Origin of the sequence: Lysobacter enzymogenes, assembly GCF_017355525.1 — a bacterium.
Lineage (GTDB): Bacteria > Pseudomonadota > Gammaproteobacteria > Xanthomonadales > Xanthomonadaceae > Lysobacter > Lysobacter enzymogenes_C.
Map to the genome: position 1 here is coordinate 2587274 of NZ_CP067395.1, position 25636 is coordinate 2612909.

The 25636-nt window shown below is 68.5% G+C and carries 24 protein-coding genes; 14 read left to right on the forward strand and 10 right to left on the reverse strand.

Annotated elements, in window-relative coordinates:
- The first annotated feature begins 335 nt into the window (after positions 1 to 335).
- From JHW38_RS10705 to JHW38_RS10735, 7 genes are all read left to right on the forward strand, one after another.
- Positions 336 to 1049, forward strand: a complete 714-nt coding sequence (locus JHW38_RS10705) for a response regulator transcription factor (RefSeq protein ID WP_207525886.1) — start codon at positions 336 to 338, stop codon at positions 1047 to 1049.
- Positions 1042 to 2445 carry a sensor histidine kinase gene (locus tag JHW38_RS10710; protein WP_207525887.1) on the forward strand — a complete coding sequence of 468 codons (1404 nt, stop codon included), beginning with the start codon at positions 1042 to 1044 and terminating at the stop codon, positions 2443 to 2445. Before JHW38_RS10705 ends, JHW38_RS10710 begins: the two co-directional genes overlap by 8 nt.
- Entirely contained in the window at positions 2442 to 3572 is a 1131-nt protein-coding gene (locus JHW38_RS10715; protein WP_207525888.1) for an ABC transporter substrate-binding protein, read from the forward strand. Before JHW38_RS10710 ends, JHW38_RS10715 begins: the two co-directional genes overlap by 4 nt.
- Before the next feature lie 365 nt (positions 3573 to 3937).
- A complete protein-coding gene (locus JHW38_RS10720) occupies positions 3938 to 4210 on the forward strand; it encodes a hypothetical protein (protein WP_207525889.1) in 273 nt (90 codons plus the stop codon).
- Between the two features lie 93 nt (positions 4211 to 4303).
- Complete coding sequence (locus JHW38_RS10725) at positions 4304 to 5392, forward strand: hypothetical protein (RefSeq protein ID WP_207525890.1); 1089 nt, start codon at positions 4304 to 4306, stop codon at positions 5390 to 5392.
- Between the two features lie 29 nt (positions 5393 to 5421).
- On the forward strand, positions 5422 to 5826 hold the full coding sequence (locus JHW38_RS10730) for a hypothetical protein (protein ID WP_207525891.1): 405 nt from the start codon (positions 5422 to 5424) through the stop codon (positions 5824 to 5826).
- A gap of 41 nt (positions 5827 to 5867) precedes the next feature.
- Entirely contained in the window at positions 5868 to 6737 is an 870-nt protein-coding gene (locus JHW38_RS10735) for a hypothetical protein (RefSeq protein ID WP_207525892.1), read from the forward strand.
- Positions 6738 to 6947: 210 nt separating this feature from the next.
- On the opposite strand, the gene JHW38_RS10740 is transcribed toward JHW38_RS10735, so the two are convergent.
- Entirely contained in the window at positions 6948 to 7328 is a 381-nt protein-coding gene (locus tag JHW38_RS10740; protein ID WP_207525893.1) for a hypothetical protein, read from the reverse strand.
- 318 nt (positions 7329 to 7646) lie between these two features.
- The gene (locus tag JHW38_RS10745) at positions 7647 to 8717 is read right to left on the reverse strand and encodes an aldo/keto reductase (protein WP_207525894.1); all 1071 of its coding nucleotides are present in this window, start codon (positions 8715 to 8717) and stop codon (positions 7647 to 7649) included.
- Positions 8718 to 8919: 202 nt separating this feature from the next.
- On the opposite strand from JHW38_RS10745, the gene JHW38_RS10750 reads away from it, so the two are divergent.
- On the forward strand, positions 8920 to 9804 hold the full coding sequence (locus tag JHW38_RS10750; protein WP_207525895.1) for an AraC family transcriptional regulator: 885 nt from the start codon (positions 8920 to 8922) through the stop codon (positions 9802 to 9804).
- Positions 9805 to 9861: 57 nt separating this feature from the next.
- On the opposite strand, the gene JHW38_RS10755 is transcribed toward JHW38_RS10750, so the two are convergent.
- Positions 9862 to 11538 carry an NAD(P)/FAD-dependent oxidoreductase gene (locus JHW38_RS10755; protein WP_207525896.1) on the reverse strand — a complete coding sequence of 559 codons (1677 nt, stop codon included), beginning with the start codon at positions 11536 to 11538 and terminating at the stop codon, positions 9862 to 9864.
- 201 nt (positions 11539 to 11739) lie between these two features.
- On the opposite strand from JHW38_RS10755, the gene JHW38_RS10760 reads away from it, so the two are divergent.
- Positions 11740 to 12129, forward strand: coding sequence for a RidA family protein (locus tag JHW38_RS10760; protein ID WP_207525897.1), 390 nt, complete (start codon positions 11740 to 11742; stop codon positions 12127 to 12129).
- 118 nt (positions 12130 to 12247) lie between these two features.
- On the opposite strand, the gene JHW38_RS10765 is transcribed toward JHW38_RS10760, so the two are convergent.
- Positions 12248 to 12613, reverse strand: coding sequence for a VOC family protein (locus JHW38_RS10765; protein ID WP_207525898.1), 366 nt, complete (start codon positions 12611 to 12613; stop codon positions 12248 to 12250).
- 157 nt (positions 12614 to 12770) lie between these two features.
- Positions 12771 to 14267 carry an alpha/beta fold hydrolase gene (locus JHW38_RS10770; RefSeq protein ID WP_207525899.1) on the reverse strand — a complete coding sequence of 499 codons (1497 nt, stop codon included), beginning with the start codon at positions 14265 to 14267 and terminating at the stop codon, positions 12771 to 12773.
- A gap of 178 nt (positions 14268 to 14445) precedes the next feature.
- On the opposite strand from JHW38_RS10770, the gene JHW38_RS10775 reads away from it, so the two are divergent.
- Positions 14446 to 16155 carry a histidine kinase gene (locus tag JHW38_RS10775; RefSeq protein ID WP_207525900.1) on the forward strand — a complete coding sequence of 570 codons (1710 nt, stop codon included), beginning with the start codon at positions 14446 to 14448 and terminating at the stop codon, positions 16153 to 16155.
- Complete coding sequence (locus tag JHW38_RS10780; RefSeq protein ID WP_207525901.1) at positions 16143 to 16844, forward strand: LytR/AlgR family response regulator transcription factor; 702 nt, start codon at positions 16143 to 16145, stop codon at positions 16842 to 16844. The genes JHW38_RS10775 and JHW38_RS10780 overlap by 13 nt, the downstream gene beginning before the upstream one ends.
- Positions 16845 to 16895: 51 nt before the next feature.
- Here the strand turns inward: JHW38_RS10780 and JHW38_RS10785 are convergent, their stop codons facing one another.
- Positions 16896 to 17471 (reverse strand): transposase, encoded by a 576-nt coding sequence (locus tag JHW38_RS10785; RefSeq protein WP_207525902.1) that lies wholly within the window; start codon positions 17469 to 17471, stop codon positions 16896 to 16898.
- A gap of 1256 nt (positions 17472 to 18727) precedes the next feature.
- On the opposite strand from JHW38_RS10785, the gene JHW38_RS10790 reads away from it, so the two are divergent.
- Together JHW38_RS10790 and JHW38_RS10795 are read left to right on the forward strand one after the other, a co-directional pair.
- A complete protein-coding gene (locus tag JHW38_RS10790; protein WP_242691321.1) occupies positions 18728 to 19717 on the forward strand; it encodes a trypsin-like serine peptidase in 990 nt (329 codons plus the stop codon).
- Positions 19718 to 19925: 208 nt separating this feature from the next.
- The gene (locus JHW38_RS10795; protein WP_207525904.1) at positions 19926 to 20207 is read left to right on the forward strand and encodes a hypothetical protein; all 282 of its coding nucleotides are present in this window, start codon (positions 19926 to 19928) and stop codon (positions 20205 to 20207) included.
- A gap of 246 nt (positions 20208 to 20453) precedes the next feature.
- On the opposite strand, the gene JHW38_RS10800 is transcribed toward JHW38_RS10795, so the two are convergent.
- The 4 genes from JHW38_RS10800 to JHW38_RS10815 form a co-directional block, all read right to left on the reverse strand.
- A complete protein-coding gene (locus JHW38_RS10800; RefSeq protein WP_207525905.1) occupies positions 20454 to 21206 on the reverse strand; it encodes a hypothetical protein in 753 nt (250 codons plus the stop codon).
- Positions 21207 to 21308: 102 nt separating this feature from the next.
- Positions 21309 to 22172, reverse strand: coding sequence for a LytTR family DNA-binding domain-containing protein (locus tag JHW38_RS10805; RefSeq protein ID WP_207525906.1), 864 nt, complete (start codon positions 22170 to 22172; stop codon positions 21309 to 21311).
- A 327-nt stretch (positions 22173 to 22499) separates the two neighbouring features.
- Positions 22500 to 22682 carry a CsbD family protein gene (locus tag JHW38_RS10810; RefSeq protein WP_207525907.1) on the reverse strand — a complete coding sequence of 61 codons (183 nt, stop codon included), beginning with the start codon at positions 22680 to 22682 and terminating at the stop codon, positions 22500 to 22502.
- 123 nt (positions 22683 to 22805) lie between these two features.
- A complete protein-coding gene (locus JHW38_RS10815) occupies positions 22806 to 24476 on the reverse strand; it encodes a helix-turn-helix transcriptional regulator (protein ID WP_242691323.1) in 1671 nt (556 codons plus the stop codon).
- Positions 24477 to 24554: 78 nt separating this feature from the next.
- Here JHW38_RS10815 and JHW38_RS10820 point away from each other — a divergent pair, with 78 nt between their 5' ends.
- The gene (locus JHW38_RS10820; RefSeq protein WP_242691324.1) at positions 24555 to 25511 is read left to right on the forward strand and encodes a YrzE family protein; all 957 of its coding nucleotides are present in this window, start codon (positions 24555 to 24557) and stop codon (positions 25509 to 25511) included.
- The last annotated feature ends 125 nt before the right edge of the window (positions 25512 to 25636 follow it).

Genomic DNA, 25636 nt, shown 5'->3' on the forward strand with positions numbered 1-25636 from the left:
CCTCACATTTTCGAACTTTGCTTGCGCGGCCCATCGACAGGCCGAACAACGCGTGTTAGTCGTGGACGCATGCTCCCTCCCCGGAGCATGCGTCCAACGGACTATCGACCGGCCAGCGGAACCACGAACCAGCGCGACCGAACACTCCCTCCAGAGCACGCGAACAAGTCTAGGCCGACGGCCTGTCGGCGACCTGTCGCGCGGTGCGGAAGCGGCACGAAAACCGGCGTACGGGCGCCGTTGCGTGCGCCTCGCCCGAGCCGTCGCAGCAGCGCTTTGGCCCCGTCCCCCACCGCACAACGGCGGCGCCGCGCGCGCTCGCCCAGGAGTTTTTCATGCGCATTTTGCTGGTCGAGGACAATCTCGATCTCGCCGATTCGGTGGTGCAGCACCTGCGCCGCACCGGCAACGCCGTCGACCACGAGGCCGACGGTTTGAGCGCGCTGCGCTTTCTCGAACACGAAAGCTACGATCTGGTCCTGCTCGATATCGGCCTGCCGCGCATGGACGGATTGAGCCTGCTGGCCGAGCTGCGCCGGCGCGGCGACGCCACCCCGGTGCTGATGCTGACCGAGCGCTCGGACATCGAGGACCGGATCAGCGCGCTCGACGTCGGCGCCGACGACTACATCGGCAAGCCCTTCGACTTCCGCGAACTGGCCGCGCGCTGCCGCGCCCTGACCCGGCGCCGGCAAGCCCAGGCGCAGACCTCCAGCCTGGTGCGGATCGGCCCGATGCTGATGGACAACGCCGCGCGCCGGCTGCGTTTCGAAGACCGCACGATCGACCTGCCGAACCGCGAGTACAGCCTGCTGGAAATCCTGGTCGGCCGGCTCGGGCAAGTGGTCAGCAAGGCCGAGATCACCAACCGCCTGTTCGCGCTCAGCGAGGAGGCCGGTTCGAATACGGTCGAGCTGTACGTGGCGCGGCTGCGCAAGAAGCTGCCGCAGCAGTTCCTGCGCATCGTGACCGTGCGCGGCACCGGCTATCTGGCCGAAACCTTGCGCGACTGCGCGCAGGCGCAGCCCGCGGGCGGCACGCATGAGTGAGGCCGTCGCCGCTCCCGCGCCCGCGCCCGCGCGGCCGCCGCCGTCGATCCGGCGCACCCTGCTGCTGTCGCTCGGCCTGCTGTCGCTGGTGGCGATGCTGTTGCTGTTCCTCGGCGCCGGCAACTACGGCCGGCGCGCCGCCGACCTGTCCTACGACCGCTTGCTCAACGCCTCGGCGCTGACCATCGCCGACAGTCTGGCGGTGGTCGACGGCCGGCTCGAAGCCAACATCCCCTGCGCCGCGCTGGAACTGTTGTCGGCCGCGCCCGACGACCGCGCGTTCTATCGGGTGTACTCGCCCGACGGCGGCACCCTCACCGGCTACGCCGACCTGCCGCGCCCGCCCAGACCGGTCGGCGAGCAACCGCTGTTCTTCGACGCGCCCTACCGCGGCGAAGCGGTGCGCTTCGCGGTGCTGCGCCGCGCTGCCGGCGGCGACGGCGCCGGCGTCGCGCTGGTGCAGATCGGCCAGACCCGGCGCGCGCGCGAAGCGGTCGCCGACGACATCGTCTGGCACGTCACCGGCTGGATCGCGCTGTTCACCGCGGCCACCCTGGTGCTGGCGTGGCTGGCGGTCGACCGCGCGCTGCAACCGCTGGCGCGGATCGAACAGGACTTCAGCGTGCGCACGCCGTTCGACCTGCGCCCGATCGACCGCGCGGTGCCGACCGAGCTGTCGCACGTGGTCGCCGCGCAGAACCACTTCATGTCGCGGCTGTCGACCAACATCGACGCCTTGCGCGCGTTCATCGCCGAGGCCGCGCACCAGATGCGCAATCCGCTGGCCTCGCTGCGCGCGCAGGCGCAGTTGGCCCTGCACCAGAACAATCCGCAGCAATGGCGACAGGGGCTGCAACAGATCGACCGGCACGCGGGCAAGCTCAGCCGCCTGCTCAATCAATTGCTGAGCCATGCCCACGTCACCCATCGCGCCGAGCTGCACCACTTCAAGCCGCTGCAACTGGAGACCATCGCCCGCCAGGCCCTGCACGAATCGGTGCCGCTGGCCGAGCCGCGCCCGGACGTGCGCTTCGAATGCGACGCCGGCGACACCCGCCTGCTCGGCGATGCGCTGATGCTGCGCGAGGCGATCAAGAACCTGATCGACAACGCGATCAAGCACGGCGGCGACGCGCCGGTGCGGGTGCGCCTGCAACGCGACGACGGCGATCTGGCGCTGAGCGTGGCCGACGCCGGCCCGGGCATGGACGCGGGCGAACGCGAGCGCGCGTTCGAGCGCTTCGTGCGCGGCGACCTCGCCAGCGCGCAAGGCGCCGGCCTCGGCCTGGCCATCGTCAAGCGCGTGGTCGAAAGCCACGGCGGCCGGATCGAACTGGCGCAGTCGGCGTTCGGCGGGCTGGAGGCGCGCCTGCGCCTGCCCAAGGACGCGGCATGAAAGCGCTGCGTTGCGCCGCGCTGGCCGCGCTGTTCGCGGTCGCCGCGCTGGGCATGCTGTACCTGGCGCCGGCGCAGGCGCGGCCGAAGCAGAACGAGCGCATCAGCGTGTACGCGCCGCGCCTGCCCAAACAAGCGCAGCTGGTGCTGCACGGTTCCTCCAACGCCGGGCTGATGCGCGCGCTGATCCTGGATTACCAGCGCCTGCATCCAGGCGTAGAGGTGCGTTACTCGCACCTGGACACGCAGGAGCTGTACGACCGTGCCCTGCGCCCGGGCAACGCCGGCGAACGCGCCGACCTGCTGCTCAGCGCCAGCACCGACCTGCAGACCAAACTCGTCAACGACGGCTACGCCCGCGCCCACCGCTCGCCGCAAGGCCAGGCGCTGCCGGCGGCCGCGCGCTGGCGCGACGAAATCTTCGCCTACGGCTACGAGCCGGTGGCGATGGTCTACCACAGCGGCCGGCTCGACCCGGCGCAGGCGCCGCGCGACCGCGACGGCCTGCTGCGCCTGCTGCGCCGCGCCGATCGGCCGCTGCTGGGCCGCGTCGCCGTGCAAGACCCGCGCGACAGCGCCGTGGCCTATTTCATCGCCACCCAGGACGCCAAACTGCTCGGCCCCGGCGCCGCGCCGCTGCTGGCCGAATTCGGCGCCCAACGCGCGCAGCCGTACAAGCGCATGGACGCCCTGCTCGACCGCCTCGGCGACGGCGAACTGAGCCTGGCCTACGGCGTGTTCGGCTCCTACGCCCTGCAACGCATCGAACGCGGCGCGCCGCTGCGACTGGTGTTGCCGCGCGATCATCTGCTGCTGGTCGCGCGCACCGCGCTGATCCCGCGCGATGCCCCGCACGCCGACGAAGCGCGCCGTTTCCTCGACCATCTGTTGTCGCCGCGCGGCCAGACGATCCTCGCGCGCGAGGCTTATCTGATCCCCGCATTGGCCGACATCGCGCCGCCGCAGGCCTATCGCGGCCTGCTCGGCGCGGTGGCCAATCCGCGCCGGGTGCCGTTGGGGCTCGGCTTGCTGGTGTATCTGGACGCGACCCGGCGGCGGAATTTCCTGCGCGACTGGAACGCGGCGCTGGGCGCGGACGCACCGCCGTCGCGAGCCGCGACATACTGAGCCCCTGCAGCTGCGCACCCGATCGCAAGCAGCGCATCGATGCGGGCCGGCGACCGCCAACGAATCCGCCGACGCGCCATCGGCAGCGAGTCGGCATCGCCGAAACCGATGCGATAAATCCTGCGGAACTTCGAGCGGCGTTCGAAGATGTTCACGTGAGCTCGTCGCAAGTCACGCGAAGTACGTCCAACTCCGCGGCGTCGTCGGCTTCCTTGCGCTTCGACACACATTCGACCGTCATCGCTGCATCGCCTTGCTTGCTGGCGCGGATTTTCGCCGTGTAGCTTGCGGCTGTCGGCGGCAAGAACGCTACCGACGTTCCGCACACATGCGCTCGCGGAAATCCATGCAGGCAAGGAGTTTTCATGAACAAGCTGACACGTCTCGTCGCCGCTACCGCTCTCGTTCTCGGCACCACCTCCGCCTTCGCAAACGGCGGCGATCTGTCGCTGAGCCGTTCCGCGATCAGCCCCAGCCAGACCGCTCTGGACATCGACCAGATCGACGGCCTGGACTCGATCGCGTTCAGCAAGTCGCAGCAACAGCAGCAACAGCAGCAGCAGCAACAGCAGAACAAGCTCAACTCCAACATCGGTTCTGCCGCCTATACGGTGTCCTCGCAGGGCTTCATCGTCTGAATTTGGCGGCGACTGCGGCTCCGTTCAATCGCGGAGCCGCAGTTTTCCGCCGCGGCGATGCGCGCAGCCTCGCAAGCCCGCAGGAGAACGGCCGTGCTGCAATTGATCTACACCCTGACGGGCGACGACGCCCATCCCCCGATCCTCGACGGCCAGATCAAGGCCTTTCTCGGCAAACTCGCCGATCGGCTGGAAAACGCGATATGGCTGGGCCGGCTGCGCGGACGCGCCGGCGCTGTCGAACTGTATCGCCGCTACTGCGCGCTGGATGCGCAGGCCCGCGCGTCGACGCTGCTTTCGCCTCAGGGATACAGCGCGGTGAATGCCTTGTCCCACAGCACCAGCGACGAGAACTTCGAGGCCGCTACCGCGCTTTTCAGCCAGGCCGCCGGGGCGACGGACAGCGTCGAAGACGCCTGGATCCATCAGGCGGCGGGGACGCTCAACGTGGACCTCGGCAGCGGCTTCTGCCGTCGTACGGACCCCACCAGCCCGGTGTTCTTCGGCGAATTCGATCCGCACAGCGACGCCGAGTCCGCGCTCGTACTCGCCAAGCTTTCCTCCGCCTACCTCGGGATCGAAAGGGCCTCGCCCACGTTCGCAAAACTGATCCGCAACAACACGCGCCTGGTCCTGGTGAGGAAGAACGCCGGACTGGTTCCGGCCTCCGAACAGGTCGACACCGAACTGGGCGGAATCCGCCTGCGCAATGTGCATCAGGACGATTACACCCATGGCCAGCTCATGGACGACCTGATCCACGAGAGCGTGCACAACTATCTGGCCACGTTCGAATACATCCATTACCCGTTCCTGATCCACGGCGGGAGCAACGACGCCAATGCGCGCCCGGTCTCGCCGTGGTCGATGCGGCCGATCCGCGCGCTTCCGTTCGTGCACGCGGCGTTCGTCTATTTCGCGATCCTGAATTTCGCGCAACGAAGGCTGCGGCAAGGCATCGACGACCCCGACGAACGCGCGGAAGCCGTGCGCTGCCGCAATCGCTATGCGTCGGGTTTTCTCGTACCGGGCAGCCTTTCGGACAAGGTTCGCGAGGCCGCCGACGTCGATCCGCGCGCATTGCAGATGCTCGACTGGATGCAGCGTCTCGTCGCCAGCCAGTTCGAGCCCGGCCTGCAGCGCGACGCCGACGAACCGGCTCTGGCCGCCGCTGTCCCATAACCCGCTTCAGCATTTTTCGGAGACACCGCATGAACTTGTTCCGATACTTCCGCGCCCGCCGCGCGTGCTTGCTGGCGTTCGCACTTGCCGTCGCCGGCGCTCCCGCGCTGGCCGGATCCAGCGGAAGCGCCACGATCCACAGCAGTCAAGGTTCGCTCGAACTGCACAGCTCCGGCAACGGCGTGTATGTCGCCGTGTCCAAACCCAGTTCCTACTGGTCCTACGCGAGCGGCGACCAGATCGCCAGCGTAGCCGGCCGGCCGGTACGCACGCCCGAGGACATCTTCAGCATCTTGCGCGCCACCTCGGCCAGCACCGTCGACAGCGTGGTGTCGCGTTCCGGCACGACCCTCAGCGTGACCCTCAAGGTCTACAACTACCGCAGTTCGATGCCCCCGGCGCCACCGCCGCCGCCCCCGCCGCCGGGCGCCTGACCCGGCCCCACCGCGACTTTCCGCGCACAGGAGCGCACGCCTTGAACATCGTGATCGTGAAAGACGACGCCATTCCGGAAGCCCTGGAAGAACTGCTGCCGGCGCACAGCCACGGCGGCCGCTATCGCGTGGTCTTGCTGAGCCGGTTCATCGCCATGCACGGGCTGCAGTTCGACGAAGCCTCGGGCCGCTTCCTCGGCGCGGGCGGCGACGGCGGCGAGGCGCTCGCCGATGTCGATCTCGTGGTCGACCGGGTCGTGGAAGTCAGCCGGCAAACTTGCGTCGCCGTCGCCGGCGCCGGAATTCAACCGCCGGCCCGCGGCCAGTTGCTGCAGGCCTATCAGTCGCTGCTCGCGCGCTATCGCCGCCCGCGCGCGGGCGGCGAATGCTACAGCACCGTCGGCACCTTGGTTCCGTTGTTCGCTCAGTGGGCGATCGTGCGGCGCATGCTGCCGTGGCTGCGGGTACCCGAGTACAAGTACGGATACGGCCCGGAGCCCGTCGACGCCGGCGATTTCCTTCGGCCGATCTACAAGACGCCGTTCGATTTTTACGACTGGCGGCCGAATCGGGCGCCGGAGGGCATCCCCAACGACAGGTTCGTCGTGGAGCGGCCGGCCGGCGATCCAACGCTGACGTTCTTCTGCGGGCATCGCGCCGCCACCCGCGCGCTGACCGACAGCGACCGCATCGATGCGTCGATGGCCCTGCGGCTGGCCGACGCGACCACGCTGCTCGCGGACCGTTTCGGCGCCTGGATGGGCGAGGTGCTGTGGTTCGTCGACGGCGACTCGATCGTCTTCGCCGCGTTCTCGCATCGCCTCGACGCCGGCAAGCGCTTTCCCGAGCTTTTCGCCATGTTCGAGCAAGCGATAGCCGATCGCATCGCGTTGGAATCCGGCGCCGCCTGATCCGGCAGGCCCAATGGCGAACATCCGCGCCGACGCCCGCTGAAGCGGTTCGTTCGCCGACGCGCTGGCGCGAGGCCAAGCGCGTGGCCTTTCACCGGCGGTTTTCCGTGGGCGGCTTTCCGGCCCGGCGCTTTCCGCCCGGTTCGCTGCGATTTCGAACGAAAGCGCCGGGTCCGAAGGCTCCGCCTCGGCAGGGAGCCCGCGACGGATTCAGGCAGGCTGCTCCTGCTCGCCGACCACCACCACCACACGATCCGGCGCCACCGGATCGTTGGTGAACACCCGCACCAGCGACCGCGTCCTGCGGGTGACGACGGACGCGTACACCTCGAGCAATACCGAGCAGACCACCACGGCCCGATTCGGCGTGCGGATGAAATGGCGGCAGATCAGATCGCCGGGCCGCGCGACCAGCTCGTCCGTGACCAGCAGGCGCGTCGTCAGCCCGTTGGCGCTGGCGTTGCGGACCGCGATGCAGGTCTCGCTGACCTGGATCGGACCTTTGCCGGTCAACGCAGGAAGACCCAGCGCACCCGAATCGCATACCAACAGAACGGGGTTGAACTCGGTCACCCGGACGAAGACCCTCATGTTTTCGAACAGGCGCCGCTTGAAGGATCAGCATCTGAGCATCCATTCAAAAACCTGACTAGAGATAGCGATCAAGTTGGCTGAACTAGTCAGCTAACGGCGGAGATGCAGTGCTGGACGACCTCGACCGAAGCAGGAAATCTGGCTGAACCAGTCAGCTAAAAGCCGCGACGCAATCCAGTTTTTGGCATGGCCGATGCGCGCGATCGCGGCGCGCATCGACGAGCCGCCGCAAACGAAACCGCGCCGATCCGGCGCGGCCTGCACCGCACGGCATCGGCGCGAGATGCGGTTCGCGCCGATGCGGGCGCCCTCGGCTCAGCGCCGCGGCTCGAGCGCGGACGTACCGAAGATCAACTGCTGCGCCATCGGCCGGCCGATGAAACGCTGCGGGAAGATCGGCTGCGGCGCGCTGGCCGCGTTCAAGCGCTCCAGCTGATCCGCGCTCAGACGCACGCCGAGCGCGCCGAGATTGTCCTCGGCCTGGCTCAGGGTGCGCGCGCCGATGATCGGCGAGACCACCGCCGGATGAGTCAGCGTCCAGGCGATGGCGACCTGCGAGCGCGATACGCCGAGCTCGTCGGCGACCTCGCCGACGACTTCGGCGATGTCGAGCGAGCGCTGGTTGAGGTGGCCGATCGATGCGATCACGCCCTTGCGGTCGCTGGCGATGTCGGCGCTGTTGTCGTCGGACAGGTCGCTGCGGCTGTACTTGCCGGTCAGGATGCCGCCGCCCAGCGGCGACCACGGCAGCACGCCGAGGCCCAGCGCCTGCGCCATCGGCAGCAGCTCGTGCTCGACGCTGCGTTCGAGCAGACTGTACTCGATCTGCAGCGCGACCAGCGGCGACCAGCCGCGCAGGTCGGCTAGGGTCTGCAGTTCGGCCACGCGCCAGGCCGGCGTGTTGCAGATGCCCAGATACAGGACCTTGCCGGCGCGGACCAGATCGTCGAGCGCGCGCATGACCTCGTCCGGGCGCGTGGTGAAGTCCCAGGCGTGCAGGTACATCAGGTCGATGCGGTCGGTGTCGAGCTGGCGCAGGCTGGTTTCCGCCGAACGCACCAGGTTGTAGCGGTGGTTGCCGCCGGAATTGATGTTCGAGGCATCGCGCGCCATGGTGAACTTGGTTGCCAGCACGATGCGCTCGCGCCGGTCCTTCATCAGCCGGCCGAGAATCCGCTCGGACGCGCCGTCGGTGTAGTTGACCGAGGTGTCGACGAAGTTGCCGCCGCGGTCGAGATAGGCGTCGAAGATGCGCTTGGCCTCGGCTTCGTCGGCGCCCCAGCCCCATTCGGAGCCGAAGGTCATGGTGCCGAGCGACAGCGGCGAAACGCGCAGCCCGGAGCGGCCGAGCAAACGGTAGTGATCGAGCGAAGCGGGAGCGGTCATGAGCGTGGTTCCGAAGATCGACGGGGCTGCCGTGGGCGACGCGGAGCGTCGGCTGGCGAGGTCGCCGGCAGCGGCGAAGGTCGTCCTTCGCCTGGGTCCATTGTTCGGATCCGGCGGAAACGCCGGTAGCCGGCTTTTACGCGATCCTTGCACGATCGTCCGGCCGCGTCGGATGATGCCCTCCCCGACCGGAACCGCGCCCATGCCCCGCCCCGAGCCGTTACGAGACGCCATAGCGCGGCACGCGCCGCGCGACGGCACGTTCGATTGCGCGATCGCGGGCGCGAAGCTGATCCGCTGCTCCGCGCCGACGATGCCGATGCCGGTCATCTACGAGCCGACCGTCTGTTTCGTCGCCCAGGGGCGCAAGCGCGCGAGCCTCGGCGAGAGCGTGCTGCATTACGACCCGGCGAATTACCTGCTGGCCTCGGTCGGGCTGCCGGTCATGGGGTCGGTGGTCGAAGCGAGCGCGGCGCATCCCTATCTGTGCCTGCAACTCGATCTCGATCCGGCCGTGCTCGCCGAGCTGGCGTTGAAGTTTCCCCGCACCGCCGCCGCTGACTCCGTCGCGTCCGGCCTGACGCTCGGCCGTACCACGCCGGCCTTGCTCGACGCCGCGACCCGGCTGGTGTCGCTGCTGGACACGCCGGACGACATCGAAGCGCTGGGCCCGCTGGCGACCCGCGAAATCCTCTACCGGCTGCTGACCGGCCCCAGCGGCGGCGTCATCCGCGCGATGACCCAGGCCGACAGCCGCCAAGGCCAGATCGCCCGCGCGATCCTGTGGCTCCGCGCCAACTTCACCCAGGTCTGCCGCATCGACGAGGTCGCGCGCGTCGCCGGCATGAGCCGCTCGGCGTTCCATGAGCACTTCAAGGCCGTGACCGCGATGAGCCCGCTGGAATTCCGCACCCAACTCAGGATGCAGGAATCGCGCCGCTTGATGGTGGCCGACGGGCTCGACGCGGCCAGCGCCGGTTATCAGGTCGGCTACGACAGCCCTTCGCAGTTCAGTCGCGACTATTCGCGCCTGTTCGGTTCGCCGCCGGCGCAGGACGCCAGGCGTTTGCGCGCGGTGGGCGATTGAGCGCGCCCTGCGACCCGCAGTAAGCGCCTTCGCGCCGGCGAGCTTCGAACCGATACGCTAAGCGGCTCGTGCGGCAGCCGAAACGATATCCAGCGCGACCGCCTCGGCCGTGCGGATGCCGTCGACGCCGGCCGACAGGATGCCGCCCGCGTAACCGGCGCCCTCGCCGGCCGGAAACAGGCCGCGCGTGTTCAAGCTGTGGCCGTCGTCGCCGCGGGTGATGCGCACCGGCGAGGACGTGCGGGTCTCCACGCCGGTCAAGATCGCGTCGCGCATCGCGAAGCCGCGGATCTGCTTCTCGAACGCCGGCAGCGCTTCGCGGATCGCCGCGATCGCGTACTCGGGCAGCGACGGCGCCAGATCGCCGAGGCGCACGCCGGGCTTGTACGACGGCAGCACCGCGCCGAATTCGCTCGATGCCTGGCCCTTGAGGAAATCGCCGACCAACTGCCCCGGCGCTTCGTACTCGCCGCCGCCGAGTTCGAACGCGCGCGCTTCCCAGTGCCGTTGCAGCTCGATGCCGGCCAGCGGGCCCTCGCCGTACGGCGCGAAATCCTCCGGGGTGATGCCGCAGACGATCGCCGCGTTGGCGTTGCGCTCGTTGCGCGAGTACTGGCTCATGCCGTTGGTGACCACGCGCCCGGGCTCGCTGGCCGCGGCGACCACGGTGCCGCCCGGGCACATGCAGAAGCTGTAGACCGAGCGGCCGTTGCGGCAATGGTGCACGAGCTTGTAATCGGCGGCGCCGAGCAGGGGATGCCCGGCCTGCGGGCCGAAGCGGGCAGTATCGATCAACGACTGCGGGTGTTCGATGCGGAAACCGATCGAGAACGGTTTGGCTTCGACGAACACGCCGCGCGCATGCAGCATCGCAAAGGTGTCGCGGGCGCTGTGGCCCAGCGCCATGACCACGTGGTCGGCGCGCAACTGTTCGCCGCCTTCGAGCGTCACACCGCGCACGTGGCGCACGCCGGCGCTGTCGGTCTCGACCAGCAGATCGTCGACGCGGTGGCTGAAGCGGATTTCGCCGCCCAGCGATTCGATCGTCGCGCGCATCTGCTCGACCATCGACACCAGCCGGAACGTTCCGATGTGCGGCTTGCTGACGTAGGCGATCTCCTCCGGCGCGCCGGCCCGGACGAACTCGTCGATCACCTTGCGCCCGTAGTGCTTCGGGTCGCTGATCTGGCTCCACAGCTTGCCGTCGGAGAACGTGCCCGCGCCGCCTTCGCCGAACTGCACGTTGGATTCGGGGTTCAGCGTCTTCTTGCGCCACAGGCCCCAGGTGTCCTTGGTCCGCTCGCGCACGGCCTTGCCGCGCTCCAGCACGATCGGCCGGAAGCCCATCTGCGCGAGCACCAGCGCCGCGAACAGGCCGCACGGGCCCATGCCGACGACGAGCGGACGCAGCGGCAGCTCCTGCGGCGCGCGCGCGACGAATTTGTAGCTCGTGTCCGGCGTGCGCATCACCTTGCCGCCGTCGCCGTCGCGCGCGAACTGGGCGGCCTCGGCGTCGAGCTGCAACCGGCGCAGGATGTCGGCTTCGCGCGGGGTGTCCACGTCGACCGAATAGATCAGCACGATCGCGCCGCGCCGGCGCGCGTCGTAGCTGCGCTTGGCGACGGTGTAACCGGCCAGTTCGTCGTCGGCGATGCCGAGCCGCGCCACGATCGCTTCGCGCAGCGCCGCCTCGGGGTGGTCCAGCGGCAGCTTGAGGTCGGTCAGTCGAAGCATGCGGTACATCCGATGGCGCGGGTTCGGCGCCGTTACTAGAGAAATAGGGGGGCGCAGCGGGCGCGCCCGGTCATTGTATAAGTTTCGCCCGGCCGGGCCGAATGTCCCCGGGCGCAGGAAAACCGGGCCCGGGCTGCGGCATAGTCGGCGCTTGCGCCCCACCGGCCCGGCCGGCCGCACTCACAGCGAAGGAAACCACCGATGCCGCACGCTCATCCCCACGTGGACCGAAAGAACTACGCCGCGCTTCCCGACGCGGTGGGCCCCTACTCCCACGCGGTCAAGCACGGGCAAACGCTTTACCTTTCCGGATTCACCGCATTCGGCACCGCCGCCCAGGGCAGCAGCCTGGCGGAACAGGCCGACGCCGTTTTCGATCAGATCGAAGCCGTGGCCGCAGCCGAGGGCGTGGGTATGCGCTCGCTGCTCAAAGTCACCGTGTTCATCACCGATATCGGCCAGATAGCGCAGCTCCGGCCCGTATTGTTGCGTCGCTACGACGGAAATCTTCCGGCCAGCAGCCTCGTCGAGGTTTCGAAACTGTTTTCGCCGGAACTGAACATCGAGATCGAGGCCATTTTCGCGGTCTGAATCGGCGGCGCTTCGGACGCGACGGCCGGCGGAAGATCGCCAGCGGGCTTTACGCCTGGCATCCCGCGAGCCCCAAGGTCGGCCTGAGCGTCGGCGCCCGTCGCGTCGGCCGGTTCGATCAGGCCGAGAGAATCGCGATCCGGTTGCCTTCGCTGTCCTCGATCTCGGCCACGAACTGGACCGCGTCGACCGGCGTCTTCGGAAACAGCACCTTGCCGCCTTGGATTACGGCTTTTTCCAGCACCGGCTCGATGTCGGCGACGCTGAAATAGACGATCGCCCCGTTCTTCGTCGGCACGTAGACCTCGCCCTGGGCCAGCGCCCCGCTGGCGCCGTCGCTGCCTTCCTGAAACGGGAAATGGGCCATCCTGCTGCCGTGGACCGTCACCACGTCGCCGAAGCGCACGTCGAAGACGAGCGCATAGAAGCGCATCGCTCGGTCGAGATCGGCTACGGGTATTTCCACATGCGCTATCAGGTTCACGGGTCGGTCGCTGCTCGGGGCCGGGGCCATGTTATCGCTCCGCAGCGGGTCGCCAAGCGCAGGCGCGCGACGCTGCGACCACACCAGCTTGCGCAGCCTGCGCCGTGGAAGCTGTTGCGGCTCGCGCCGCCGGTGTTTTCCGGCGGCGCAACGAACCTTACAACTGCGACTTGTCGGTGACGAACACCGGCAGCGGCACCTCCAGCGCTTCGTCCTTCACCGCCCGGCCGGCCAGGAAATCGGCGATGTTCTCGGCGATGCGCGGATGGCCGAGCCACAGTTCGTTGTCGTGGCTGGCGCCGCGAACCAGCAGTTCCTGGCCCTTGCTGAAGCCTGGCAGCAAGGCCTGCGCATTGGCTCGCGGCGTGCGGCCGTCGAGGGAGCCGCTGACGAACAGCACCGGCACCTCGCTGCGCAGCGGCGCGCGGAACGCGTCGCCCAGATCGACCAAGCCGAGGCCGTCGGCGAGCTGCGGGAACGGAAAGTTCAACGCGTCGCCGAACAGGCTTTCGCGCGCCTGCGCCTCGACCAGGGCGCGGCGTTGCGGGCTCTGGCCGGAGGCCACGTCCATCGCCAGCGGCATCGCGCGGAATCCGCCGAGGCTCTCGCGCATCATCAGGACGAAGCCGGCCAGCAGGCTGTAGTCGCCGGCTTCGGCCTCGCGCAACATCAGCGGCAGCATCCGCTGGGTGGAGCGCCGCCCGAGCGCATTGGCGATGGCGATCTGCGCGTCGTATTCGCCGATGACGACTTTCCTTCCGTCGTGCATGGAACTGCGGCCTTCGCGCGGCTGACGGCGCAGCGCTTCCAGCACGCGCCGGGCCGATCCCTGCAGATCGTCGAAGCCGTCCTTCCTGGCGACGACGGCCAGATCCGCCAGCAAGGCGTCCGCCGCCAGCGGCAGCTTGATCGTGTCGTCGGGCCCCTCGCTGCCCATCAGCACCACGCGGTCGAGACTCGATCCATGTCGGCGCACCGTGGCCAACGCCAGATGGGTGCCGTAGCTCATGCCCCACAGGCTCAGGCGCTTGAGGCCCATCGCGCGCCGCAGGTCTTCGATGTCGTCGGCGCTCTCGGCCGTGGTGTAGGCGGCCAGGTCGACGCCGCTCTTGCGCCATTCGGCGATGCACGCGGCGGCGGTCGTGCGCAGTGCGGCCAGCGCGGCCTCGCGCTGCAACGGCTGGGCGTCGTCGAAGCGATGCGACTGCGAGCATTCCGGCGGCATCTGCGAAAAGTCGGTGCCGCGCTGGTCGAGCAGCAGCACGTCGGTCTCGCGGCGGACGCGGTCGAACACCGGCCAGCGCGGCCCGAGCGCGGTCCCGAAACCGGAGCCGCCCGGGCCGCCGGCCAGATAGACCACCGGCGCCGTGCGGCCGTCGCCGCCGGTCGCCGGCAGGCGCACCACGCGCAGGCGGATGCGCGGCCCATCGGGCTCGCTGTGCTTGCGCGGCACCTCCAGGAACGCTTCCTCGGTCGCGATGGTGCCGTTGCCCTTGGTTTCCATCGCATAGGGCTTGAACGCCAGCGGCGCGGGCGCTTCGCGGGCCAGTGCCGGCGCCGCGCAGGCCAGTGCGATGCACAGCGCCGCCAAACGCGCGACCCGATGCCGGGAGCGACCGCGATGGCCGGGAACGAAAAGCGATGGGTTGGACATGGCGAACTCCGGTTGGGCGGGATCTGGACGCGGATGAGGCGTTCGCATCGTTCGAAGGAACGAAGCCGCCTCGCCGCGAAGCCAGCATCCGCTGCGACCGACGGGCCCGGCCGCGCCCGTCCGCCGAACAGCTCCAAACGGCGGTCCAGCGTCTCCGCCGGGCCGATAAGATGGACGCATGCAGATTCCGCGCACCTTCGCCGTACTCGCCGTCTTGCTCGCCGCCGTCGCCGCGTGGCTGGCGGCGGCGACGCCCGACATGACCAAGGTGCAGGTAATGACCGGAGAAATGGCGCCGGCGACGATGCCGGCGTCCGGCAGGCTGCCGCAGCGCCCGCCGGCCGGCGCGGACTGGCGCCCGCTCGATCAGCGCGTCCTCGCGGGCTGGCGCGATCCTTATTGGCTGCGCTGGCGCTCGACAGCACCCGCGGCGGCCGACGATGCCGGCCGCGCGCTGCGTCTTTCGCTGCGCGGCGCCAGCCGGCTCTATTGGAACGGGCAGCCCCTGGCGGGCAACGGCCTCGTCGGCCGAACCGCAGCGCAGGAACAGCCCGGCCGCATCGACATCGTCCGCGTGTTGCCGCCGTCCGCGGCCGGCGGGACGGACGAACTGCTCGTGCTCGCTTCCAGCCTCCATCAGAACCTGCCCCTGCACAGCGCGGATGCCTTCGCCATCGTGGCGCCGGCGGAACTGCTTTACCGCGACGTCATGCGTCCTTGGCTGATCGCCGCCTTCGCCACGGGCGCGCTCGCGACGGCGTGCCTGTATTTCCTGGCGGTCCAGCGCGGCCGTCCGCGCAAGCCCGGCGCTCGTTCGCTGCTCGCGCTGTGCGCGGTCGGACTCGCGCTGCCGATGATCGAAGCCTGGCGTCCGCTGCTGGGCTACGCCTATCCATGGCACGGGCAGCGCCTGCTGATGCTGCTGGCGCTGCACACCGCGGCGGCGGCGCTGCTGCCGGCCTACCTCGCGCGTCGCTTCGGCGTTGCCGTGCCCGCCGGCGTGCGCATCGTCTACCTGTCGGCGCTGGTGGCGCTCGCGGCGTTCCTGCCCGGCTTCGATACGCGCTCCGCAGCGGTGCTGTTGCTGAGCCTGCTCGCCTCGGCGGGCCTGTTGCTGCGCGTGCGCGATGCGCAAGAGGAACGCGGGCCGATCCTGGCCTTGCTGCTCGCCGGCTCCGCGGCGCTGGCATTCGCGCCCGGCGCCTTCCTCGATGGCCCGTATTTCCTGCTGCTGGCGGTATTGATGGGCTTCCTGCTGCTGCGCCACGCGGCGCACCTGCGCGCGCTGGACCGCCACAACGCGAGCCTGCGCGAAGAACGCGCGCAGCTCTCCCTGCAGCTGTTGCAACGCGGCATCCATCCGCACTGGCTCATGAACACCCTGACCTGCCTGCAGGAGCTGATCGAGCAGGCGCCGCCGCGCGCGAGCCGGCTGGTCGAGTCCCTGGCCGAACAGTTCGACCGCCTGCGCGACAGCAGCACCCGCCAGAGCGTTCCGCTGGAGGACGAACTGGCGCTGTGCCGCAGCCACCTCGACATCGTCGGTCTGGCTTCGGATCAGCGCATCGCGCTGGAGGTCGACGCCGACGACACCCGGCTGTCGCTGCCGCCCGGCATCCTGCATGCCCAGATCGAGAACGCGTTGACCCATGCCGGCGCCGGCGCCTGCGCGCAGCGCCCGTTCCGGCTGCGCGTACACCGCCTGCGCGACCGCTGGATCGTGGAATTGCGCAGCGCCTGCGGCTCGGCGCCGCACCGCGGCCGCGGCACCGGCACGCGCTACATCGAGGCGAGTCTGGCTTCCGCCTATCCGAACGGCTGGCGTTTCGACCAGGGCATCGACGGCGCCGATTGGTGCGGACGGATCGAACTGACATGCGCATCCTGATCGTCGAGGACGAACCGCTGGTGCGCCAGCGCCTGTTGCGCCTGAGCGCGGAGCTGGCCGGCACGCGTGCGCGTTTCGACGCGGTCGCGGACCTGGAATCGGCCGGCGACCGGCTTCAACGCAGCGTCTACGACGGCCTGTTGCTGGACCTGAACCTCGAAGGCGAGGACGGATTCGAACTGCTGCGGCGCGCGGTGGCCGGACGCTACCACTGCGTCGTGGTCTCGGCCCATCGCGAACGCGCGTTGCAGGCCTTCGAGCATGGCGTGCTGGATTTCGTGCCCAAGCCGTTCTCGCGCGAACGCCTCGGCGAGGCGCTCGAACGCCTGCTCGATGTCGGCCGTTACCGCTCCGGCCGCGCGCGCTATCTCGGCATCTGGCGCGCCCAAGGCACGGCGCTGGTCGAACTGGCCGACGTGGTGTGGATACGCGCCGACGGCGACTACAGCGAACTGCGCATGCGCGACGGCCGCAGCGAACTGCACGACAAATCCCTGGCCGGCCTGACCTCCCTGCTGCCGCCGGATTTCGTCCGCTGCCATCGCTCCTACCTGGTCAACCTGCGCCATATCCGCACCCTGCATGCCGGCTCGGGCAGCCGCTACTGGCTGGTGCTCGGCGACGGCGGAGAGTTGCCGGTGGGCCGCGCCTACGTTGAGGGGCTGCGACGCGAACTCGGGCTCGAATGAGCGCGCTGCGGGCCCTGGCTGCGAACGGGTCTTGAAACATACCGGCGGCGCTCAATCGTCGCTCGCCAGCAGCCGCGCGCGGCGACGGCGCCGCTGATGTTCCAGCCGCGTCTGGCAGCGCTGCGAGTATTCGATCACTTGCCGCGACAGTTCCGGCCCGAACGCTTGCTCCACCGCCAGCGCCGACCAGATTCCGCGTTCCAGCCAGCGGCTGTAGCGATGATGCAGATGCAGCCATTTGCCGAAGCGCTCCCGCGGCAGTTGCATCCAGTGGCGGCGCCCGGTCATCACGGTCAATGCGGCTTCGACGAAAATCCGGTTGGCGTCGTGCTGGTTCGGGCGCAGACGGACCATCGGCCGAGCCGCCCGCAGGAACTGCGCCCATTCCTCGTCGTTCAGACGGACGAATCCCGATTCGTCCACCGGCGCCGACGGGCGCGTTTCGATCGCGGACGATGCCATCGGCGCCTCGTCCTTCGATGGTTGGGCCGCCGGCTGCGGACGGTCCGCGCCTTGCATCGATACGGGCGCGCCGAAATCCGCTTGCGTTTCAGTTGCACGGTTCATGCCGATTTCCGTAGGGACTGTCGTACTGCGGCGACGCCGGAACGGCGAGCGCCGCCACATCCAGGCGCGCGCCGTCCTGAGCGCGCATGCCCATGGCTCTTGCGTAAACACCCGCGATCCGCGGCCACAGCGCTACGCCCGAATTCGCTTCGGGCGCAGGCGGATCCTCGACGTTGCGCGCATCGGTGCGCCGTCGGCGGTCGGGGGCGAATCGAACGCGCATACGCCGCATCGGGCACGCACGCGCGACATTCGGTCCGCTATAGATCTAAACGCATGTGACGCGCGTCGCCCTACGTCTCGCGCATCTCCAACGAAAGTTACATTTGCATCCCTTGGCGCGTTGCGATGGTTCGACGACTGCTATGCGGCACAAGCGGCGTACTGCCCGCCAGTAGCGCTGCGATCAACCTCACAACGAACGCATGCGGCGCCTGGCCGACGGCCTCACCGATCAAGCGGTGAAAAGCGCCTTGAAGTCGGTGAACGAGCTGGCACAAAGGCTGCATCGACGGCGTCGATCAGCGCGCCGACAGGATCGGCGCGATGAACCCGGCGCCGACCGTTCCCCAGCCCGTCAGAGACCTTCGCTGGGCCTGAGCGCCAATAGTCTCTCGAGAAACTATCGGACTGGCCCGCGAGACCGCTATCGCTACGCGGCGCCGCGCAAGCGCCGGCCGACAAGTTCACGCTGCCGATGCCGATGCCGAAGGCCGCTCAAATCGACGGCGATCATTCCAAGCAACAAAAAAACACAAAAAACCGGCCTCGCGATGACGCCCCCTCATATCGGCGATCGAGCAAGCCGTCGCCGGATTTCTATTGCGACACACACAACACTATTGCCGATGCGCGCGAACTCACCGACGGGCAAGTGTGAGAGCTATCACGACGAGCTCGAGGATTAGAGAGTAACTAGCTTCAACAACGGAAGTGTTCGGATCGAACGCGCCGCGCCGACGACTGCCGAGCGTTGCGCGTGCGGACAGGGAGGTCGCCAGGCCTGTCTACGTCGGCCCTCATCCCGGAATTGCAGAAATTCGGCCCGGAACTCTCCTGTGCGCGCTTTGCGCGCCGACGCTTCGCCGCACGACGCATGCGCAAGAGCCCGGGAATATTCGCGGCACTCGGCGTAGTGCGAACCAAACACAGGGCGCACTGCCGCCCTGCTTCGCGGCCACGGACGGCCGCAGCGCGACAACGGACGCGTTCGTTGCCGCTACACCGCCCCCACCGGGCAGGAAGCATCGCGAGAGCGCAGGACGCGTTCGCCGATCGCTTGCCAATGGACTACCCCACCGACAATGGAGCGTGTTATGAAAACTCTGGCTGCGTTTGGTTTGGTGTTGTTGATCTCGGCTCCGCTGGCGAACACCGCGGAAGCGCAACAAACGCCATTCAAGAAATTGAACGAGAAAGCCCGTTTCATCCACGGCGAAAACCTGGTGACCCGCGCGTTGCCGGAAACCGGCGCTTCCATCGACGCGCGCCTGCTGTCGCCTCGGCAAAAGGCGGCCGGGTTGAGCACGGTCATGGTCGCGCCCGACGGCGCGCAGTATGCGGCGACGATGAATCCCGAGGACGTGGCCATCTTCGAAAAGGCCATCGCCGACCTGGAAAAGGTCGGCCGCACGCCGGCTTCGTTTGGCACGCTGCCGGTCTTGCCGGCGGCGTATCGCAACGCCTTGTACACGCCCAAGGTCGTCATCGGCAACGACGACCGCGTGCAGGTCACCAACACCGTCGTGGACCCGCACTGGCATATCGGCCGCATCGGCATCGGCTGCACCGGCACCTTGATCGGGCCGAAGCATGTGCTGACGGCGGGCCATTGCGTGTCCAACGGCTCCGGCACCTGGTATTCCGCGCTGGACTTCACCACGGCGCAGAACGGCAGCTACCAGCCCTGGGGCACGACCACATGGGCGCGCGCGCTGACCACGACCGCCTGGCACAACGGCGCCGACAGCAATTTCGACTACGGCATGATCGTGCTGAGCTCGGCGCCGCACGGCGGCTACTCGGGCTGGGGCACCTATTCCAACGGCAACTATGTGATCACCGGCTATCCGGGCGAAAAGCCCTTCGGCACGATGTGGACGCATTCGGGGTCCGTGTCGACCAGCGGTTCGTATCGGCTGTGCTACACGATCGATACCTCGGGCGGCAACAGCGGCAGCGGCATCGCCGCCGGCGGCTATGTGCGCGGCATCCACACCACCGGATCGTCCAGCCAGAACTGCGGCACACGTCTGACCAGCACGGTGTACAACACCTTGCAGGGATGGATTTCGAGCAATCCCTGAGTTCGCTGCATGGATTCGGAGCGGATCGATCCGGCGCCGATTGCCGTGAAGCGGAGCGGCATGTCCGCGACGGCGTCATGCGGTTCGACTCCGACGGTCTGCCACCGATAGACGCCAACGCACTGGATTCGATCCGAACCGGCGACACCGTGGCGCATCTCCGCGATGCGCCACGGCGTTCGACCGTCAACCAGCTTACGAGGCCAACATGAAATCCATCGCCCTGATCGCCGCGCTGACGCTGATGACCGGCTGCGGGCTCGACGGCAACCGAACGGCGCAGGCGCAAGCGCCGCTGGTCAGCGCGACGATCGCCGGCAGCGCCGAGTCTCCGGATCCGGTACTGGCCAAGGTCATGGAGCTGGAGAAGCGCGGCGTGGTCAAGGACGTGGTCGTGCAGGAATCGTTCCCGGTGCAGATTCGCCTGCGCGCGCCTAAAGAAGTCATCGAGGAGTTGAACCGCATGCCGCGTACCGGCGGGTTGCGCTGATCCGAACTCGTTGCGGCCGGGCGATCGCATATGCGCGGAGGACGCCGTCGACAGTCTTGCTGATCGGGGGGCCGGTTCTTCGCCGGCCTCCCGTTCCGCACCGACGGCCATGCGCCGGCTTCCGCATCACGCTCGAACGGTCCGATTGCATGCACGGAGCCGGTCGGCGACAGCTTCGGTCCGCGACGCGCAGGCAACTGCGCGGGACATGCACGGGTACGGTACGTCGAGCAGGAAGCCCCGGACTCAGTTCGCGCCCGCGGCCGCAGCCGCAGCGACCTTGCCGACCCAGGCTCCCGCGTCGACGACACGCTGCGGGGCCTCCTCCCGGGCGACCCGTTCGAGCATCGCGCGATTCCTGTAGCTGCCGACGACCATGACGCGCTGGCCCGGGTGGTCGCGCACGGCCTTGCGCACCTGGCTGGCCATGTAGCCCTCCCATCGGGCCTGCGCGGCCGCGAACTCCGGGCCGGCCAGCGCGAACTGGGCCGACTGCAAGCCATGGGCCATCGCCGCGGTCTTTTCGTCCTGGATTTGTCCCGGCTGCTGCCAGTAGGCCAGCAGCGCTTCGTCGGTCGCCTCGTCCAGGCGGGCCAGGACGGCGGCTCCGGCCGGGTTGCGTTGTTTGAGCGTTGCGAACGCCGCGCCTGCCTGGCCGGTAATCTCTTTATAAAGATCGCCGCCGGGCTCCATGGCGACCGTATTGACCCGCATCTGGGCGAGCAAGGGCCAGATCACCGCCGGATATTCCGGCCGCCCCGGGGTCGGCTTTTTCTCCGCCAGTTCGTCGGGCCGGACCTCCAACACCAGGACGTCCGGGCGGAAGTCGGCGATCGCCGAGCGCAGTCGCTCATAACCGAAGGCCGGCTCGCGATCGTGCAGACCGTGCAGGGCGCCGACGACCACGACCCGGTCGTCGGCGTCGAACGCCTTGATCGAGCCGATCGCCAGCAACTGGAGGGGGAGAGCGAACAGCAAGGCGGAGTACATGTTGCGCACGGCGGAGCACCTCGTTCCAGGACCTGGAGGCACGCTAAGCCGGGGCCGCCCGCAGCGGCCAGCGCAATTCTGCGAGCGGGACCGCCCGGTCGGCGAGCGGGCTCAGCGGGCGCGGAAGCTCGCGAGGTTGTCCCGGTAGCGCCGGCTCAGGCGCAAGGTGTGGCCGCCCTGCAGGACCACATTGGCGTCGCCCCGGCCCAGGTTGCGGATCTCGCTGATCCGGTCCAGGCGCACGATCGCGCCGCGATGGATGCGTGCGAAGCCGGCCGGGAGCTCGTCGGTCAGCGCGGCGAGCGACCGGTCCATGAGCAGGCTGCGGCCGCCGGCGTGCACCTCGGCGTAGTCGCCGGCGGCGGCGATCCAATCGATCTCCTGAAAGCGGACCAGGCGCGAGCCGGCGCCGACGCGTATCCACAGCCCTTCGCTTTCGGGCCGTTCCGGCGCCGCTTCGGCGGCTTCGGCGACGTCGACAGCGTCGGGGCGCTGGCGCAGGTGCCGACGGATCAGCACGGCGATTATCAAGGCGGCATAGGCGAAGGCGGCCTTGTCGAAGTTGGCCAATACCACCGGCCCTACCATCGCCAACGGGTTCGCCAGCCCCGACCCGTAAACGGGCCAGAAAACCGCGACGAACAACGCGACGTGCAGTGCGCTGGCCACCAAGTATCCAAACACGGCGATGGCCGACTGCAGGCCCTTGTTCAAACCGCTTGCGAACAAGCGTTCGGCTGCGGCCATGATCGCCGGCGCCAGCACCGCCCACACCGAGAAGATCGCCGCGGTGTACCCCAGCGTGCCCCACCAATCCTGGGGACGGCCCCGGTAGGCGGCGAAAGCCTGCCCTTGAGCGGCGCTGACCAGGCTCACCAAGGCCCAAGCCGCCACGCCCAGCAGTATCGGGCGCACGCGGGGCGCAGGCAGGCGGGCCTGGATCCGGGTTCGAATCTTGTCCCACGCCTTGCGCATCGAAGTTCGATTCTTTCGGGTAACTCGGAGCGTAAGTCTGCTGGGTTTTGCTGCGCTTGTAACCTGCCTTTCGTTGGCAGGATCCCGTGAGACGGCGCGGAGCGGATCCGCCCGCAAGCGCAGTATCGATGCCGCCGTCTACGGCACCCGACCGGTCGTGGGCGAAGACGGAAAGCCGCCACGCCTGCTCGGCCAACGTTATACGTTGCGCACCGCCAGCCACCCTGCGCCACCCGCGCCGCCGCGTGACAGACCGATGCGATCGACGGCGCGCCCCGGAAGGCGCGCCGTCGTTTACGGCCAAGCCGAGTCAACCTGCGGCAAGCGTCACTTGTCCAACTTGTCGCGCACCTTGTCGGCGAGCTCGCCGGCCTTGGTCTGCGCCTTGCCGATGTTCTTTTCGGCGACGCCTTCGAGTTCGGTCTGGGTATCGCCGGTCATCTTGCCGATCGCTTCCTTGACCGAGCCCTTGACCTGCTTCGCCATGCCTTCGATACGGTTCTTGTCCATGTGGCACCTCGTAGTGGGGGTTAGCTCCCGGCGTCGGCGACGCCTGGGACGACGCCACTGTGCGCGTCCGCGAGTCGTTGCAACAGCGATGAATGCACCAACCCGGCTAGTGCGTTTGCGCCGTCAGGAACGGCTGCGCTTCTTCGCCCTCGCCGGCGATCCGCCGGCGCTGCCGAAGAATCCGCGTTCGCGCGCCCAGACGATGGCCTCGCTGCGGCTGTGGACGCCGAGCTTCGAGTACAGCGCAGCCACATGGTTGCGAACGGTGTTCGGCGCCAGTTCCAGGCGCGCGGCGATTTCCTTGTCGGCCAGGCCCTCGCAAATCAAACCGAGAACGTCGCGCTCGCGCGCGGTCAGCTCGCCGAGCTCGGCCGACGGAGTCGACTGTCCATTGCGGCGCACGTTGGCCAGCTTCTCGATCAGCGTCTGGCTGAACCACGAGGCGTCCTGCATCACCGTCTCGATGGCGCTCACCAGTTCCAGTTCGTTGCGCTTGCGATCGCTGATGTCCATCAGCACGAGCAGGTAGCAGTCGGCGCCCTGAATGCTCACGCTCTCGGCCGACACCAGACAGTCCAGCGCGCCGCCGTCCTTGCGCGCGATGCGGAATTCCAGATTCTGAAGCGCCGCCTGCTTGGTCAGAACGTTGCCGACCTGCAAGGCATCGGCGGTGCGTTCGAACAGGCCGGAACCGGCCAGGGTCTTGCCGATCACGTCCTCGGCGCCGTAACCGGTCGCTGCGAAAAACGCTTCGTTGGTCTCCAGGATCGCCAAGCGATCGGCGCTGCACACCAACGTGGGCACCGGCGTGAGCTTGAACGCCTTGGCGAAACGCTCCTCGCTCTGGCGCAACGCGATTTCGGCTTTGCGTCGCGGCTCCAGGTCCATGAAGGTGAACAGCATGCAGGCTTCTTCGCCTACCTCGATGGGCTGTCCGGCGACGATCACCAGCTTGCTGCCGCCGTCGGGCAGGCTGAGCTCGGCTTCCATCTGCGGGATCGTGGCGCCCTCTCCCAACCGCTGGATCGCCAATTCGCGATTCTGCGCGCCCTCCAGCACATCCAGCTCGTACACCGAACGGCCGATGACCCGGTCGCGCTCGTGGCCGGTCATCTCCAGGAAGCCCTGATTGACCTTGATGTAGCGCAAGTCGCCGAGCCGGCAAATGACTGCGGGCGAAGGATTGGCGTTGAAGGTTTTCTCGAAGCGCTGCTCCGCGCTCGCCCAGTCGGTGGCGTCGGCGAGGATCAGGACCAAACAGTCCGGTGCGCCATCGGCATCCGTCAGCACCAGGCTGCGCACGCGGTGGACCCAGCGCGCATCCGCATCCGCGACCGGAACGACTTCGACGACCACGTCGCTGAAGGCTTCGCCCGCGACGACCCGGTCGATCGGATAACTGCCTTCGCTCAGGCGATGGTGGTTGCGATAGCGCAATTCATAACGGTCGCGGTATTCGCTCACGGTCGCCCCGAGGCCTTCGATCGCCTCCACGCCATGCATCTTCAGCGCGGCGTCGTTGGCCCAGACGATGCGTTGATCGGGCTCGACGAGGATCACGCCGTCGCTGAGTCCGCGGATGATCTGCTGCAGTTGCTGTCGGTCGGTCTGGCGTTGCAGGACGGGGTCGTTCATGGCCGGTCGCAGCTGGGGGAGCGGCGATGATCGTGTAGAGGATGTGATCGCCGGATGAGACGAATGCACCAGATCCAGTAGTGCATTTGAAAGACGCCCAGACGCATTCGCGTGCGCAGACTGGATCCAGGACAACGGCCGCTCGGCGAAACCCGCCAAGCGCTATCCGGTGGATGGACACCGCACAGCGCCGTCGAGCCGTTCGAACCTGCCCCCCACTGCAATTCGAGGTAATCCATGAACACCGTTCTCGTCGATCCGCGCCCCGCGCGTATCTCCTGGGGCGCCGTTTTCGCCGGCGGCCTGATCTCGCTGATCGTGTACTTGGTGCTGAGCGTGCTCGGCACCGCGATCGGCGCGTCCGCGCTGGATCCGATCGGCGACGCGCACCCGTTGGCCGGGTTCGGCACCGGCACCGGCGTCTGGCTGACCGGTACGACGTTGCTGGCCATCTTCGCCGGCGCGTATATCGCCGGCCGCTCGGCACCGAGCCAGGGCGCGCTGCATGGCGTGTTGACCTGGGCGGCGACCACGCTGGCGACCGTGTGGCTGCTGGCCTCGCTGGCGGCGGGCCTGGCCGGAGCGGCCGCCAACACCGTCGGCAAAGGGCTGAGCCTGGCCGGCCAGGGTGCGGCCGCGGCCGCGCCGCAGCTGGCGTCCAGCGTGCAGGCGCAACTGCGCGAAAACGGCATCGCCCTGGACTGGGACGACCTCAAGCGCGAGCTGGACACCGCCCTGCGCCAGACCGGCAAGGCCGAGCTGGATCCGCAGCGCCTTCGCCAGGATGCGCAGCGCAGCGCCGACGAGGCCAAGGGCGTCGCGCAGGAGGCCGCGCTCGATCCGCAGGCTGCGAACGCCGAGTTGAGCGATTGGTTCGCCCAGGTGCGCGAGCGCGGCGAACCGGCCCTGGCCGCCGCGGACAAGGACGCGCTGGCGCATTTGATCGCCGCCCGCACGGGTCAGTCGCTCGACCAGGCGCGCGTCACCGCCGACCGTTACGCGCAGACCTACGACCAGGCGATGGCCAAGTACCAGCAGCTCAAGACGCAGGCCGAACAGAAGGCGCGCGAAGCGGCGCAGACCGCCTCGGCGGGCGTGTCGAAGGCCGCCTGGAGCAGCCTGATCGTGCTGATCCTGGGCGGGCTGCTGGCGTTGTTCGCCGGTCGCCTGGGTTACCGCCGCCAGGTGCTCTGATCTGAGCTCGCCGGACCAGGCAAGCTTGGCTCCGCGTAATCAAGGCAAGCCGACGCCCCTCGGGGCGTCGGCTGTCGCCGTTCAGGGCTTCACTCCACTCGCTACACGTCCGTCGCCGCGGATCC

Excerpts from the sequence above, each read along its gene's own strand:
- JHW38_RS10705 (WP_207525886.1), top strand. The coding sequence starts at position 336 with ATGCGCATTTTGCTGGTCGAGGACAATCTCGATCTCGCCGATTCGGTG.
- JHW38_RS10710 (WP_207525887.1), top strand. The coding sequence starts at position 1,042 with ATGAGTGAGGCCGTCGCCGCTCCCGCGCCCGCGCCCGCGCGGCCGCCG.
- JHW38_RS10715 (WP_207525888.1), top strand. The coding sequence starts at position 2,442 with ATGAAAGCGCTGCGTTGCGCCGCGCTGGCCGCGCTGTTCGCGGTCGCC.
- JHW38_RS10720 (WP_207525889.1), top strand. The coding sequence starts at position 3,938 with ATGAACAAGCTGACACGTCTCGTCGCCGCTACCGCTCTCGTTCTCGGC.
- JHW38_RS10730 (WP_207525891.1), top strand. The coding sequence starts at position 5,422 with ATGAACTTGTTCCGATACTTCCGCGCCCGCCGCGCGTGCTTGCTGGCG.
- JHW38_RS10740 (WP_207525893.1), bottom strand. The coding sequence starts at position 7,328 with ATGAGGGTCTTCGTCCGGGTGACCGAGTTCAACCCCGTTCTGTTGGTA.
- JHW38_RS10745 (WP_207525894.1), bottom strand. The coding sequence starts at position 8,717 with ATGACCGCTCCCGCTTCGCTCGATCACTACCGTTTGCTCGGCCGCTCC.
- JHW38_RS10750 (WP_207525895.1), top strand. The coding sequence starts at position 8,920 with ATGCCCCGCCCCGAGCCGTTACGAGACGCCATAGCGCGGCACGCGCCG.
- JHW38_RS10755 (WP_207525896.1), bottom strand. The coding sequence starts at position 11,538 with ATGCTTCGACTGACCGACCTCAAGCTGCCGCTGGACCACCCCGAGGCG.
- JHW38_RS10760 (WP_207525897.1), top strand. The coding sequence starts at position 11,740 with ATGCCGCACGCTCATCCCCACGTGGACCGAAAGAACTACGCCGCGCTT.
- JHW38_RS10770 (WP_207525899.1), bottom strand. The coding sequence starts at position 14,267 with ATGTCCAACCCATCGCTTTTCGTTCCCGGCCATCGCGGTCGCTCCCGG.
- JHW38_RS10775 (WP_207525900.1), top strand. The coding sequence starts at position 14,446 with ATGCAGATTCCGCGCACCTTCGCCGTACTCGCCGTCTTGCTCGCCGCC.
- JHW38_RS10780 (WP_207525901.1), top strand. The coding sequence starts at position 16,143 with ATGCGCATCCTGATCGTCGAGGACGAACCGCTGGTGCGCCAGCGCCTG.
- JHW38_RS10785 (WP_207525902.1), bottom strand. The coding sequence starts at position 17,471 with ATGTGGCGGCGCTCGCCGTTCCGGCGTCGCCGCAGTACGACAGTCCCT.
- JHW38_RS10790 (WP_242691321.1), top strand. The coding sequence starts at position 18,728 with ATGAAAACTCTGGCTGCGTTTGGTTTGGTGTTGTTGATCTCGGCTCCG.
- JHW38_RS10795 (WP_207525904.1), top strand. The coding sequence starts at position 19,926 with ATGAAATCCATCGCCCTGATCGCCGCGCTGACGCTGATGACCGGCTGC.
- JHW38_RS10805 (WP_207525906.1), bottom strand. The coding sequence starts at position 22,172 with ATGCGCAAGGCGTGGGACAAGATTCGAACCCGGATCCAGGCCCGCCTG.
- JHW38_RS10810 (WP_207525907.1), bottom strand. The coding sequence starts at position 22,682 with ATGGACAAGAACCGTATCGAAGGCATGGCGAAGCAGGTCAAGGGCTCG.
- JHW38_RS10820 (WP_242691324.1), top strand. The coding sequence starts at position 24,555 with ATGAACACCGTTCTCGTCGATCCGCGCCCCGCGCGTATCTCCTGGGGC.